This window comes from Pseudomonas sp. 05N432 (assembly GCF_056396945.1).
Genome location: NZ_JBFTMM010000019.1, coordinates 113,516 through 127,428 on the forward strand (window position 1 = coordinate 113,516; position 13,913 = coordinate 127,428).

The 13,913-nt window shown below is 60.2% G+C and carries 11 protein-coding genes; all 11 read right to left on the minus strand.

What is annotated here, in order from left to right; genetic code table 11:
- Positions 1 to 95: 95 nt before the first annotated feature.
- Entirely contained in the window at positions 96 to 950 is an 855-nt protein-coding gene (locus AC1DHT_RS21700) for a D-hexose-6-phosphate mutarotase (RefSeq protein ID WP_427536059.1), read from the minus strand.
- Positions 951 to 1,077: 127 nt separating this feature from the next.
- On the minus strand, positions 1,078 to 2,424 hold the full coding sequence (locus AC1DHT_RS21705) for a carbohydrate porin (protein WP_427532100.1): 1,347 nt from the start codon (positions 2,422 to 2,424) through the stop codon (positions 1,078 to 1,080).
- A gap of 194 nt (positions 2,425 to 2,618) precedes the next feature.
- Complete coding sequence (locus tag AC1DHT_RS21710) at positions 2,619 to 3,779, minus strand: ABC transporter ATP-binding protein (RefSeq protein WP_019693216.1); 1,161 nt, start codon at positions 3,777 to 3,779, stop codon at positions 2,619 to 2,621.
- 3 nt (positions 3,780 to 3,782) lie between these two features.
- The gene (locus AC1DHT_RS21715) at positions 3,783 to 4,628 is read right to left on the minus strand and encodes a carbohydrate ABC transporter permease (RefSeq protein WP_019693217.1); all 846 of its coding nucleotides are present in this window, start codon (positions 4,626 to 4,628) and stop codon (positions 3,783 to 3,785) included.
- Positions 4,621 to 5,529 (minus strand): carbohydrate ABC transporter permease, encoded by a 909-nt coding sequence (locus AC1DHT_RS21720; RefSeq protein ID WP_019693218.1) that lies wholly within the window; start codon positions 5,527 to 5,529, stop codon positions 4,621 to 4,623. Before AC1DHT_RS21720 ends, AC1DHT_RS21715 begins: the two co-directional genes overlap by 8 nt.
- A gap of 155 nt (positions 5,530 to 5,684) precedes the next feature.
- Positions 5,685 to 6,992, minus strand: coding sequence for an ABC transporter substrate-binding protein (locus AC1DHT_RS21725; RefSeq protein ID WP_427536061.1), 1,308 nt, complete (start codon positions 6,990 to 6,992; stop codon positions 5,685 to 5,687).
- A gap of 117 nt (positions 6,993 to 7,109) precedes the next feature.
- The gene (locus AC1DHT_RS21730; protein WP_427536063.1) at positions 7,110 to 8,369 is read right to left on the minus strand and encodes a D-mannose isomerase; all 1,260 of its coding nucleotides are present in this window, start codon (positions 8,367 to 8,369) and stop codon (positions 7,110 to 7,112) included.
- 228 nt (positions 8,370 to 8,597) lie between these two features.
- Complete coding sequence (locus AC1DHT_RS21735; protein WP_427536065.1) at positions 8,598 to 10,067, minus strand: ATP-binding protein; 1,470 nt, start codon at positions 10,065 to 10,067, stop codon at positions 8,598 to 8,600.
- A complete protein-coding gene (locus AC1DHT_RS21740; protein WP_103314995.1) occupies positions 10,057 to 10,788 on the minus strand; it encodes a response regulator in 732 nt (243 codons plus the stop codon). The genes AC1DHT_RS21735 and AC1DHT_RS21740 overlap by 11 nt, the downstream gene beginning before the upstream one ends.
- A gap of 164 nt (positions 10,789 to 10,952) precedes the next feature.
- Positions 10,953 to 11,903, minus strand: coding sequence for a glucokinase (locus AC1DHT_RS21745; RefSeq protein ID WP_427536067.1), 951 nt, complete (start codon positions 11,901 to 11,903; stop codon positions 10,953 to 10,955).
- Positions 11,900 to 13,726 (minus strand): phosphogluconate dehydratase, encoded by a 1,827-nt coding sequence (edd, locus tag AC1DHT_RS21750; protein ID WP_427536068.1) that lies wholly within the window; start codon positions 13,724 to 13,726, stop codon positions 11,900 to 11,902. The genes AC1DHT_RS21745 and edd overlap by 4 nt, the downstream gene beginning before the upstream one ends.
- Positions 13,727 to 13,913 lie beyond the last annotated feature (187 nt).

The window sequence follows — 13,913 nt, forward strand, 5'->3', positions numbered from 1 at the left end:
TGGATCTCGGTGTACACAGGATTTATGTTCACGCGGATCAAATGTGGGAGCGAGCCTGCTCGCGATGGCGCCAGCCGTAACAGCGCCATCTTGAACTAAGCTCCCATCCGCGCCTGCAAACTCAAATGTGCCCGCTCCCCCGGTGCCAGGCTCAGGCTATCGGTGCCTCCGCAGGCTGCCTCTACACAGACAAACTCCGAGACCTCATTCCAGCTCACTCCCAGCAGCGGCCGTGACCCCGGATGCCAGACCACGGTATCCGCGCTGTCGCCGGTGTCGATGCACAACTGGCGCTGCCAGGCGTGGTCCTTGAGCTGTAATTCGCCCTCGTGCTGGAACACCCGCTGACAGCCACCCTCCACCCGCAACTCGCCTTTTTGCTCGCAGAACTGGCGCTTGAGCTGGTCATAACCTTGCGCACCATCGAGTCCAGACAGCGCTATCTCGGCAACGTCGCCAATACGCCAATAGGCGTGCAACGCATGACTCAGCTGGCATGGCAGGCTGTCCTGATGCTCGGTGCTCAAGCGCAAATCCATGCGCTCACCCAAGTGCGCATGCAGGTCCACCTGCCAATCACACAGCTGCAATTGCCAATGCAGGCGCACGCCGTCGTCAGCGGTGCTGCTATCGATCAGCTTCCAGTCGATCAACCGCGCCCAACCATGGGACGGCCAGGCATTTTCGCTTGGATGACGGCCATACCACGGCCAGCACACCGGCACGCCACCGCGAATCGCCCCGACCTGCGGCCACTTCGCCGCGCACCAGAGCCAGGGCTTTTGACCCGTAGGCTGAAAATGCAGCAACTGCGCACCCTGACGACTGAACACCGCCTGACACAGCGGATGGTCGATCACCAGCACCTCACGCTGCTGATAGCGCTCCCAGGCAAACACCGGGCGCTCGCGCAGGGATTTGAAGAAGCGTTGTAGCGGATGCTCAAGCATGTGCCGCGGTCCTGAAAATCATTGCCATACCAATAGGAGCTACAGGGCTGCGCCGCCCCAAAAAAAAGCGGACAGCCTTGGCTGTCCGCAAAAATGCGCACATGGAGAGGAGCTTATCGCAACAGCGTTAGAACACCGACTGAATTTTCAAACCGGCCACCAGCGCGTTGTCGACTTCATCAACACCGCCCGGGTGAGTGATGTATTGCAGGTTAGGACGCACAGTCAGCCAGTTGGTAACGTGGAAACCGTAGTTGATCTCGTAGTTGTACTCGGTGGAACGCAGTGGCGAGAACAGCGGATTGTCGTAGTCGCTGACACCATTGGCGACGTTGAGCAACTCGGCGTTTTTCTTCACGTCATCGTTGACATGGATACGGGCAAAACCGATGCCGACGTCATCTTTTGGACGTGCGTCGAATGGGCCCTTGTACACAAACATCAGCGACTGGTAGTTGTCGACGAGGTTGGTGTCCTTGTCGTGGAAAGTAGCGTTGGCCGCGACGTTCAGACCGCGAGAAGCATCACCGTTGTGGGTGGTGAGTTGTTGCTGCGCCACAAACCAGTAGCCGTGCTTGCTGTCGTGGCTGCGGAAGGCCTTGCCTGTGGTCGCTGCATCATCGCCATTGTCGTCTTTACGGACGTCATTGGCGTCGGCAGTGCTCTTGTAGTAACCGACACGGTATTCGCCCGGCAGGTTGTTGACCTTCGGCGACCAGACCAGTTCGACCGGCAAGACGGTACCCTTGGTACCACTGCCGCTGAGCTTGAAGCCGTTACCGTGCTCCAGTTGCGATGGGTTCTGGTTGTACGCGCCGATCTGCGCATAGAACTCAGGCGTGATGTTGTACTTCACGCGAACCGCCGCCTGCATGACTGGCCAGTTGAACCAGATACCGGTCGCCCAGTTACCCGCCTGGGAGCCGCAGAACGCCAGGTTCTGGAACTCGCAAGGGAAGGTGTTGAAGTCTTCGCCCTCGCCGAAGTAACCGGCTTTGACGTCCAGTTTACCGTCGAGGAACTGGTGCTGAACCCACAATTGGGTCAGACGGACCATATGGCCACGACCGTAGACTTCCTGAGAGGAACTCAAGGTGCCGGCACGCGGATCGCCGACACGGTCATTGGAGATGTTCTGACCGTTACGGTTGGTGAGCTGGATCTTGGCCTGGGTGTTATCCCAGCCCCACAGTTTTTGCAGGTCCAGCGCCACGCCCAGACCAAACTGGTCGGCGTAACGTGCGGTCTTGTCGTGGTTGTAGCCGCCGTGGAGGTTGGCGCCCACTTCACCGACGTAATCCGCCTTGATGTCGATACCTTGGTCGATCAGCTTGGTCCGCTCGCCACCCCAGTCCCCCGTCATCCACTTGGAGTCGGCGCTGAATGCATCAGCTGCGTGTGCGTTACCGGCCATGATCAGTACCGCAACAGCTGACAATTGGCAGATAAGCTGAGCGTTGTTCTTCTTTTTCATCCCTACATCCTCGTCTTTATTGTTATTAACTGTTTTTATCTAACGCGGTTTACAGCGATTGCGGCGGATGACAGACCATCCGCCGCATATCCCCCCTGTGGGAGCGAGCCTGCTCGCGATAGCGGTGTATCAGTCGACATCAATGTTGAATGTCAGATAGCTATCGCGAGCAAGCTCGCTCCCACATTTGATCTTCAGCGCCCTTTGAATTGAGCAACGTTGTCGCTGTGAGTCCCGGTTTTCGCTTGACCGGCCGTCCCCAGACGCTCGCCCGTCTTGGCATCGAACAGCAGCACTTTCGATGGATCGAATTGCAGGGTCAGGGTCTCGCCAACGGCCGGCGCAACGTCCGGCGCCAGACGGCAGCAGACTTTGGTTTCGTTCAAATTGACGAACACCAACGTATCCGGACCGGTCGGCTCGGTGACCTGGACTTCGGCACGAATGGTCGGCAAACCATTGGCCTCGCCGTTCGCCAGGACAATTTGCTCCGGGCGCATGCCGAGGATCACTTCGCGGTCCTCAAGACCGGCGTCCTGCATGCCCAGCGGCAGCTCGCAACGCGCCTGGCCGCTGTCGAGCAATGCCAGCAGACGGCCGTCCTTGCGCTGCAAACGCAGCGGGATGAAGTTCATCGGTGGCGAGCCGATGAAGCTGGCAACGAACAGGTTGGCCGGGTCGTTGTAGATCTGCTTCGGCGTGCCGAACTGCTGGATGATCCCGTCCTTCATCACCGCCACTTTGTCACCCAGGGTCATGGCTTCGATCTGGTCGTGAGTCACGTAGACCGTGGTGGTTTTCAGGCGCTGGTGCATCAGTTTCATTTCGGTGCGCATCTCGACCCGCAGCTTGGCGTCGAGGTTGGACAGCGGTTCGTCGAACAGATAAATCTTCGGCCGCCGCGCCAGCGCACGGCCCATGGCCACACGCTGTTGCTGACCACCAGAGAGCTGGCCGGGCTTGCGGCTGAGCAGGTGTTCGATTTGCAGCAGCTTGGCGACCCGCGCCACTTCCTCGTCGATTTCAGCCGCCGGCATTTTGCGGATCTTCAGGCCGAAGGCGATGTTGTCGCGCACGCTCATGGTCGGGTACAGCGCGTAGGACTGGAACACCATGGCGATGTCACGATCCTTGGGGCTCATGCCGCTGATGTCAGCGTCGTCCACCAGAATCGCCCCGCCACTGATGTTTTCAAGACCCGCGATGCAGTTCATCAAGGTCGACTTGCCGCAACCGGACGGGCCGACGAGGATCAGGAACTCACCGTCATCGATCTTCAGTTCGATGTTTTTCAGGGTGTCCGGCAAGCCGCTGCCGTAGGTTTTGTTGACGTTGCGTAATTCGAGAGTTGCCATGTTCTACCCCTTGACCGCGCCGGACGTCAGCCCACGCAGGAAATACTTGCCAGCGAATATGTAGACCAGCAGTGTCGGCAGCCCGGCGATCATCGCCGCCGCCATATCAACGTTGTATTCCTTGACCCCGGTGCTGGTGTTGACCAGGTTGTTCAGGGCCACGGTGATTGGCTGGGCATCGCCACTGGCGAAGACCACACCGAACAGGAAGTCATTCCAGATCTGGGTGAACTGCCAGATCAGGCAGACCATCACGATCGGAATCGACATCGGCAGCAGGATCTTCCCGAAGATCGTGAAGAAGCCCGCACCATCCAGCCGCGCCGCCTTGACCAGCGCATCCGGAATGCTCACGTAGTAGTTACGGAAGAACAGCGTGGTGAACGCCAGCCCGTAGACGATGTGCACCAGCACCAGCCCTGTGGTGGTGTTGGCCAGGCCGAGTTTGCCGACGGTGAATGAGGCTGGCAGCAGCACGGTCTGGAACGGCAGGAAGCAGCCGAACAACAGCAGGCCGAAGAACAACTGCGAACCACGGAAGCGCCACATCGACAGCACGTAGCCGTTCATTGCACCGATGAAGGTCGAGATCAGCACCGCCGGCACGGTAATTTTCACCGAGTTCCAGAAGTAGCCGCCTACCACGTCCCAAGCCTTGATCCAGCCAATGCCATCAATCACTTGCGGCCAGCTCAAGAGGTTGCCGGTGCGGATGTCTTCCGGGGATTTGAAGCTGGTCAGCAGCATCACCACCAGCGGAATCAGGTACACCGCAGCGGCCAGCAACAAGGTCGCGTAAATCGCAATGCGGCTGAAGCTGATGGCTGGTTTGCCAAGCTGATTACTCATGGCGTTTGCCTCGCAATTCGGAGTACAGGTAAGGCACCAGAATCGCCAGGATCGCGCCGAGCATCATCATCGCGCTCGCCGAACCGATGCCCATCTGGCCACGGCTGAAGGTGAAGGAATACATGAACATCGCCGGCAGGTCGGAGGAGTAACCCGGACCGCCCGCAGTCATCGCCGCCACCAGGTCGAAGCTCTTGATCGCGATGTGCGCAAGGATCATGAAGGCGCTGAAAAACACCGGACGCAGGCTTGGCAGGACGATCTTCAAATAGATGGTCGGCAGGCTCGCACCGTCGACCTGAGCGGCACGGATGATCGACTGATCGACACCGCGCAGGCCAGCCAGGAACATCGCCATCACAAACCCGGAGGCTTGCCACACAGCAGCGATTACCAGGCAGTAAACCACGCGATCCTGATCCACCAGCCAGTCCAGCCGAAAGCCTTCCCAGCCCCAGTCACGCAGCATCTTGTCCAGGCCCAGGCCTGGGTTGAGCAGCCATTTCCAGGCAGTACCGGTGACGATCATCGACAGCGCCATCGGGTACAGGTAGATGGTGCGGATGAAGCCTTCCTTGCGAATGCGCTGATCGAGCAGCACCGCCAGAAACACCCCGAGCACCAGGCTGATACCGATGAACATGCCACCGAAGACCGCGAGGTTCTTGCTCGCGACCCACCAGCGGTCGTTCTCCATCAACCGGACGTATTGCTGCAGGCCGACCCACTTGTAGCTCGGCATGAAGCTGGAGTTGGTGAAGGACAAAACGAATGTCCAGATGATGTAACCGTAAAAGCCAACCAGGACGATCAGCATGCTCGGCGCCAAAACCAGTTTGGGGAGCCAGCGCTGCAGTGCGTCGAACGGTGAGGCTTTGCTGAAAACCGCCACAGAGCTCATCGGGATAATCCAGGTGAAGAGAAGTAAATGCGCACAGTGGCCCCTTGTGGGAGTGAGCTTGCTTGCGATAGCGGTGCAACAGTCGACATCTCTATTGAATGTCAGTCAGCTATCGCGAGCAGGCTCGCTCCCACAGGGTCGTGCGGCGTCAGGAATTACTGGGCGGCTTTGATGGCCGATGCCAGTTGGGCGCTGGCCTTGGCCGGGTCAGCGCTCTTGTCGTTCATGAAGTTGGTCACCACATCGAAGATCGCGCCTTGCACAGCCAGGGAGGTGGCCATGTTGTGCGCCATGCTCGGTTGCAGGCCGCCGCTCTTCTCGTCTGCCAGGAAGTCCTTGGCCGACGCCTGGGCGCAGGAGTCGAAGCCCGACGCGCTCATGTCATTGAGCATGTCGGTGCGCACCGGAATCGAACCTTTGTTGATGCTGAAGACCTTCTGGAAGTCTTTACCCAGCGCGACCTTGGCCAGGTCCTGCTGAGCGGCGATATCGCCGGTGCGATCGGCCTTGAGCTTGAACACCGCGAGGGAGTCGATGTTGTAGGTGAAGGATTTGTCAGTGCCCGGGAATGGCACACACTCATAGTCCTTGCCCGCTACCTTGTGGGCGGCGGTCCATTCACTCTTGGCCCAGTCACCCATCATCTGCATGCCGGCCTTGCCGTTGATCACGTCGGCAGCAGCGATGTTCCAGTCACGACCTGCGCGGTTGGGGTCCATGTAGCCGGTGAGTTTTTTCAGCTCGGTGAAGGACTTGACCATTTCCGGGCCGGACAGGGTTTTCTGGTCCAGGTCGACCAGGGCTTTCTTGTAGCCCTGAGGGCCCATGACCGAGAGCACCACGTCTTCAAACACGGTGCTGTCCTGCCAAGGCTGACCACCGTGGGCCAGGGCAATGAAGCCCGCAGCTTTCAGTTTGTCGCCAGCGGCATAGAACTCTTCGAGGGTCGTCGGGGCTTTTTCGATACCGGCTTTCTTGAAGACCGCCGGGTTGATCCACAGCCAGTTGACGCGGTGAATGTTCACCGGCACGGCGACGTAATCACCTTCGTATTTGACGGTGTCGGAGACTTTCTTCGAGAGCAGGCCGTCCCAGTTTTCAGCTTTGGAAACGCCTTTCAGCGCGTCGGTGCTGAGCAGGCCAGTGCTGCCCCACTCCTGGATATCCGGACCTTTGATTTGCGCGACACCTGGCGGGTTACCCGCTACGGCGCGGCTTTTGAGTACGGTCATGGCCGTAGCGCCACCGCCGCCGGCGACCGCACCGTCCTTCCAGGTGAAGCCGTCTTTTTCGACTTGAGCCTTGAGGACATCGACCGCTGCTTTTTCACCACCCGAAGTCCACCAGTGCACGACTTCCACGGAACCTTTGGAATCGGCGGCAAGTGCGCTGAGAGGAAATGCAGTCAGGGGAAACAGCGTGGCAAGAGAAACGACAGTGGCGAGGCGAGAAATCGCATTCATCTAGCGGTACCTTTCTTGTTGTTATGCATGCAAGTCTGGTGCTTGCGCTGCAAACGAGTTTAAACAGCGTAGATCGCTTGGCAGGTAACGAAGCGACGGCAAAATGTCACTGCATGGTTACATAAGTGCCGAGTCAGAGCCTTGAGCCAACGCACTGGCCATGCTCGGTGCCAGCGGCAAGCGTGGAATCAACACCGCTTGCCAGGCGTGATAGAGGTCTGGTTTGCCGCCCCAGATCTCGGCGCTCGGACGGTTTTGCGGGTCTAGTTCGTGGTGCCAGCTGCCGTGAATCCGGTCGATCAGACAGCGGTCGCTGAACGCCCAGAAACGCCGGTACCAGGTTTCGTACTGCGCCTCACCGGTGCGTTTGAGCAAGGCACTGGCGGCGGCACTGGCTTCGCAGTGAACCCAATGCAAACGCTGGCGCACGACCGGTCGATTGTCCCAGTCGAGGGTGTAGACAATGCCTGGCGCGCCATCGACGTCCCATCCGTGAAGGCAGTTATTGGCGAAGAGTTTTTGCGCATCGCTCACCAGCCAACCTGGAGTCAACATGCCCGCCTGCCCGCGTGCCGCTTCGAGGTGTAACAGTAGCCGTGACCATTCGAAACCATGGCCCGGCGTGGTGCCGTACGGTCGGAAGTGGTCAGCCGGATTGGCCTGGTTGTAGTCGCGCAACGGTTGCCAATCGCGATCAAAATGCTCGACCACCAAATGGTCGTTGGCCGCTGCGTGCCGGTGAATCACCCGCTCGACAATTCGCAAGGCGCGATTCAGCCAGCGGCTGTCCTGCGTGACATCGGCCAGCGCGAGAAAGGCTTCGGTGGCGTGCATGTTGCTGTTGGCACCGCGATAGGATTCCTCTTCGCTCCAGTCGCGGTTGAAGGATTCGCGCATTGCGCCCTCCTCTTCGCTCCAGAAATGCTGCTCGATGATGGCAATGGCATCGCTGAGCAAGGCATCTGCTCCAGGCCTTTGGGCAACCACCGCAGAACTCGCCGCGAGTGCCACGAAAGCATGCAGGTAAGCGGCCTTGCCGGTATCGCCATCACGGTGATCAGGCGCTGCAAACCAGCCACCGAATTCGGCGTCATGCAGCGGGCCATTGAGGGCGTTGATGCCGTGATCCACCAGCTCGGCAAACCCTGGCAAGCCCTGAATATGCGCCATGGCGAAGCTGTGGGTCATGCGGGCGGTGTTCATGGTGCGGGCCTGGGCGTCGGCCGGTAATTGGCCGTGTTCGTCCAGATTGCCAAAGCCTTCAGGCAGCTTCGATGCCTTGGCGAAAGCCAGCAGGCGCAAGCCTTCGTCAGCCAGCCATTGCTGATGGGCAGGTGCGGTCAGCCAACTGCTGAAGGCAGGTGGGGTGGTGTTCATAGGGTGCCTGTTTTTGTTGTTATGACTGGGAAGAGTCTAAACAACGGGCGGTGGCGGGCGGGTAACGAAGGGGGTCGGGTATGTCACTGACTTGTGACATTGGCCGTGAGGCATGTGTTGTAGGGACTGACGCCATCGCGAGCAGGCTCGCTCCCACAGTAGTTTTGCGTCGTACACAAGTCCAATGTGGGAGCGGGCTTGCTCGCGAAGAACGATAACGCGGTGTCTCTAATCAGCACTGCGAGGCAACTGCAACGTCACCCGCAGTCCGCCCTCGCGCAAATTCTGCAAACTCACTTCCCCACCATGGCTATGGGCGATATTGCGCGCAATGCCCAACCCCAGCCCATAACCCTGCTGCTGTCCGGCCAACCGGAAGTGCGGTTCGAACACCTGCTCCAGTCGCTGTTCAGGCACTCCCGGGCCTTCGTCGTCGACGTGCAGAATGAACGCGCTGTCATCGTCGTCGATGTGCAGATGGGCGTTCTGCCCGTACTTGAGGGCGTTGTCGATCAGGTTGCCGATGCAGCGCTTGAGCGCCAGCGGCTTGCCGGGATACGGCGCCAGCGCCCGGCCTTGCTGGGTTACGCGACCATTGCCGTTGGGCGCCAGGTAAGGCTCGACCAGGCAATCGAGTACATGATTGAGGTCCACCGGCTCGATGTTTTCGTGAATGTCGGTGTCCTTGACGCATTGCAGTGCGCCTTTGACCAGCAGCTCCAACTCATCCAGATCACGCCCGAACTTGGCTTGCAGCCGCTCATCCTCCAGCAACTCGACCCGCAGGCGCAGACGCGTGATGGGGGTGCGCAAGTCATGGGAAATGGCACTGAACAACTGGCTACGCTCCGTCAGGTAGCGGCTGATGCGCTCGCGCATGGCGTTGAAGGCGCGGCCGACTTCAACCACTTCACTGCCACCGCCCTCGGCCACCGGTTCCACTTCGGCGCCCAGCGACATGTCCCGCGCCGCCCGTGCCAGACGCTTGAGCGGCCGGCTCTGCCAGTGCACCAACAGGCCAATAAACAACAACAGAAAACCGCTGGTGAGCACGATGAACCAGACCTGCTGCGACGGCAGGCCCTGCTCTTCCAGGCTGGTATAGGGCTCGGGCAACAGCGAAGCGATGTACAGCCATTCGCCCTCGGCCAGTTTGATCTGGGTAACCAGCACCGGCGGATTGACTGGTTCCAGGGTCAACGCGTAATGCGCCCAGGACCTCGGCAATTCGTCGAGCTTCAAACCGCCATTGAAAATCCGCAGATCATCCGGGCTGACGAATTGCACCGAGATATTGGTGTCCGCGCCCAGCGATTCGCGCAACACATCATCCACCGCCACCAACACTGCTTGTTTACGCGGGGTCGGCGGCAACAGCTGCATTTCCAGCGGTTTGTCGTTGAGCGTCACCACAAAACGGGTGCCGCCCATGCTGCGCAACTGGTCGAGAACCAGCGGCCGGTACGCCACCGGAAGGGAGCGAAAGTAACTGACGCTGGCGGTCATCGAATGGGCCAGGCTGCGGGCTGCGGTGACCAGCCCTTCCAACTGCGTGGCGCGCAATTGCGAAACCCAGATCACGCTCGACAGCGTCTGTGCAAACAGCACCGCCAACAGAGTCAGCAGCAACATCCGCCCAAGCAGCGAACGCGGTACCGGCACCCGCCGTATCAGGCGAGTGAAGAACTCAGTGGCCATTGCTGGCGACTACATTGGCGGCCAGTTGATAACCGCTGCCGCGCACGGTGCGGATCAGGCGAGGAGGTTTGTCGGTATCGCGCAGACGCTGACGCAAACGGCTAACGGCCATGTCGACGATGCGATCGAGCGGCATCAGGTCGCGGCCACGAGTGGCATTGCCGATGGTGTCGCGGTCGAGGATTTCCTGCGGGTGATCGAGGAAGAGTTTCAGCAGCGCGAAATCGGCACCGGAGAGAATCACCTCTTCGCCATCGGTGTGAAACAGCCGGTGGCTGACCATGTCCAGCCGCCATTCATCGAAGGCCAACACCTCACCGCCAGAGCGCTCCTGACCGAACTGGGCACGTCGCAGCAAAGCTTTGATTCGCGCCTGCAACTCACGAGGGCTGAAGGGTTTGCCAAGGTAATCGTCGGCGCCGAGCTCCAGGCCAATGACCCGGTCGGCCTCGTCGGAACTGGCGGTGAGCATGATGATCGGCACCTGGGCCTGGCGCGGGTGCTGGCGAATCCAGCGACACAGGCTGAAGCCGTCTTCGTCCGGCAACATCACATCAAGGATCACCAGATCACTCGGCGCCTCGTTCAGCGCCTGGCGAAAACCGGCACCGTCGGGCGTGGTCCGCACCTGAAACCCTGCGCGGCTGAGGTAGGTGTCCAGCAACTCGCGTATCTCTTGATCGTCATCGACCAACAAAATCGACTTGTTGACTGAGCTCACTTCGAAGGCATCCTTGTTGTTAGTGTTGGGGCGGATTATGCCTGATCGTTCATGGATCTATGGTGCCTGTCAGGGCCCTATCGCGAGCAGGCTCGCTCCCACAAGGATTTGAATGCACGCAACCCTGTGGGAGCGAGCCTGCTCGCGATGAAGTCAATGCGGTCTCAAGCCTGCTCCAGTGCCACACCCGCACCAGTCAAACCGGAATACGGTGCAGTCACCAGCCAGACCGGAATGCCCTTGAAGTACTCGCTCATGCAGCCCTTGTCGGCGAAGCAGCGGGCAAAACCGCTCTTGAGAAAGAAATCGGCAAACCGCGGAATCACCCCACCGACGATGTAGACACCGCCGCGCCCACCGACGGTCAACACGTTGTTGCCGGCCACCCGACCGAGCCAGCAGCAGAACTGCTCGAGCACTTCCACAGCAATCGGGTCGCCCGCAAGGCCGGCGGCAGTGATGGCTTCCGGGGTGTCGAGCACAGGTTCATGCCCGTCGACTGCGCAGATCGCCCGGTAGACGCGCGGCAAACCGCCGCCGCTCAGCGCTGTTTCGGCACTGACGTGACCGATCTCGTTGTAGATGTGCTGCCAGAGCTGGGTTTCTCGCGGACTGCTCAGCGGCAGGTCGACATGCCCGCCCTCCCCCGGCAATGCGGCCCAACGGCCTTCGCCAAGATCCAGCAAGGTACCGACCCCAAGGCCGGTACCGGGACCGATCACCACGGCCGGGCGCAACGGCTCCGGCGTGCCTTCGCAGACCACCCGGAACTCGCCCGGTTGCAGGCGCGTCATGCCCAGCGCCATGGCCGAGAAGTCGTTGACCAGCAACAACCGATCGACCTGCAAGGTCTGACAAAAGGCCTTGCGGCTCAGCCGCCAGTGGTTGTTGGTAAAACGAAACTCATCGCCGCTGACCGGGCCAGCCACCGACAGGCACACCGCGCCAATCGAACCGGGCGCCAGGCCGAGGCCGCTCAGGTAGACGCCGATGGCGTCTTCCGGGCAGGCATAGTCGGCCGTCGCCAGCACCTGGACCGACTCCAGTTGCTGGTCTTTCCACAACGCAAAACGCGCATTGGTTCCACCAATGTCACCGACCAGCGCTAGTTTCACTTAAGGGTCTCCAGGGCAGAGGTAAAGGCGCTGGCGCCCTGCTCTGCCGAGCTGAAGGCCATGCGCATGAAGCCAAACAACTCGCGACCACAACCAATGCCGTTGTCCAGCAGGCCTTTGGCCGGTGTGCGAGCGGCAAATTCATCGGCGTCCACCATAAGCTGCAAGGTGCCTTTGACGCCATCGACGCGGATGATATCGCCCTCTTGCACGCGAGCCAAAGCACCACCGACAAAGGCTTCCGGGCTGACGTGAATCGCCGCAGGGATTTTCCCCGACGCGCCGGACATCCGCCCGTCAGTCACCAGCGCAACTTTGAAACCACGGTCCTGCAGTACACCGAGGAACGGCGTCATTTTGTGCAATTCCGGCATGCCGTTGGAGCGCGGGCCCTGGAAGCGCATCACCGCGACAAAGTCCTTCTCCAGCAGGCCGGCCTTGAACGCATCGGCCAGATCCTGCTGGTCCTGGAAGACCATTGCCGGTGCTTCGACCACTTGATGTTCCGGCGCCACGGCCGAGACTTTCATCACCCCGCGACCGAGGTTGCCTTCCATCACCCGCAGGCCGCCCTCTGGCGAGAACGCACGGGCAACGGGGCGCAGGATGTTTTCATCGAGGCTTTCGATCGGACCTTCGCGCCATACCAGCTCACCGTTTTCCAGGAACGGTTCCTGGGTGTAACGGCTCAGGCCATGCCCCGCCACGGTATTGACGTCTTCGTGAAGCAGGCCGGCTTCCAGCAGTTCGCGGATCAGGAACGACATGCCGCCCGCGGCCTGGAAGTGGTTGATGTCGGCCTTGCCGTTCGGGTAGACGTGGCTCAGGGTCGGCACCACCTCGGAGAGGTCGGCCATGTCCTGCCAGGTCAGCTGAATACCGGCCGCCATGGCGATGGCCGGCATGTGCAGGGTGTGGTTGGTCGAGCCCCCCGTGGCGTGCAGCGCAACAATCGAGTTGACCAGTGAACGCTCGTCGACGATTTCGCCGATCGGCATGAAGTTGCCGCTTTGCTTGGTCAGTCGGGTGATCTGATGCGCGGCTTCGCGAGTCAGGGCGTCACGCAACGGGGTGTTCGGGTTGACGAAGGATGCGCCTGGCAAGTGCAGGCCCATGACTTCCATCAGCAACTGGTTGGTGTTGGCGGTGCCGTAGAAGGTGCAGGTGCCAGGGCTGTGGTAGGACTTCATTTCCGATTCCAGCAGCTCTTCGCGGCTGGCCTTGCCTTCGGCGTAGCGCTGACGCACGTCGGCTTTTTCCTTGTTGGAAATGCCCGACACCATCGGCCCGCCCGGAACGAAAATCGTCGGCAGGTGACCGAAGCGCAGCGCGCCCATCATCAGGCCCGGCACGATCTTGTCGCAGATGCCGAGCATCATCGCCGCGTCGAACATGTTGTGCGACAGCGCAACAGCGGTCGACATCGCGATCACTTCGCGGCTGGCAATACCCAGCTCCATGCCCGGCTCGCCCTGGGTTACGCCGTCGCACATGGCCGGCACGCCGCCGGCGAACTGGCCGACCGAACCGATCTCGCGCAATGCGTGTTTGATTTGTTCCGGGTAGTGCTCGTACGGCTGGTGCGCCGAGAGCATGTCGTTATATGACGAAACAATCGCCACGTTGGCGGCGTTCATCATCCGAAGGCTTTGCTTGTCTTCGGTGCCACATCCGGCCACGCCGTGGGCGAAGTTGGCGCATTGCAGCTTGCCGCGCATCGGGCCATCGCTGGCGGCGCCGCGAATCAGTGCAAGGTAGGCCTCACGGGTAGCGCGGCTACGGGTGACAAGCCGTTCAGTGACCTCAAGTACGCGGGGATGCATGTGTAGAACTCCAGGCTAACGGATGTGGCGACCTGTTCGTGTCTATGCTGGTCAAGAGGCATCGACGCGTGACGCGCTGACGGTTTTCTTGACCACTCGGACCAGTTGATTCAGGTCACTCGTTGTAGATAAAACAAAATATTGCCACTAAAAAGGCTTGTTTTCTATTTTTTTGCGAATAATCTTG

Bases quoted from the DNA above. Each gene is read 5' to 3' on its own strand.
- AC1DHT_RS21700 (WP_427536059.1), bottom strand. From the start codon at position 950: ATGCTTGAGCATCCGCTACAACGCTTCTTCAAATCCCTGCGCGAGCGC.
- AC1DHT_RS21705 (WP_427532100.1), bottom strand. From the start codon at position 2,424: ATGAAAAAGAAGAACAACGCTCAGCTTATCTGCCAATTGTCAGCTGTT.
- AC1DHT_RS21710 (WP_019693216.1), bottom strand. From the start codon at position 3,779: ATGGCAACTCTCGAATTACGCAACGTCAACAAAACCTACGGCAGCGGC.
- AC1DHT_RS21715 (WP_019693217.1), bottom strand. From the start codon at position 4,628: ATGAGTAATCAGCTTGGCAAACCAGCCATCAGCTTCAGCCGCATTGCG.
- AC1DHT_RS21720 (WP_019693218.1), bottom strand. From the start codon at position 5,529: ATGAGCTCTGTGGCGGTTTTCAGCAAAGCCTCACCGTTCGACGCACTG.
- AC1DHT_RS21725 (WP_427536061.1), bottom strand. From the start codon at position 6,992: ATGAATGCGATTTCTCGCCTCGCCACTGTCGTTTCTCTTGCCACGCTG.
- AC1DHT_RS21730 (WP_427536063.1), bottom strand. From the start codon at position 8,369: ATGAACACCACCCCACCTGCCTTCAGCAGTTGGCTGACCGCACCTGCC.
- AC1DHT_RS21735 (WP_427536065.1), bottom strand. From the start codon at position 10,067: ATGGCCACTGAGTTCTTCACTCGCCTGATACGGCGGGTGCCGGTACCG.
- edd (WP_427536068.1), bottom strand. From the start codon at position 13,726: ATGCATCCCCGCGTACTTGAGGTCACTGAACGGCTTGTCACCCGTAGC.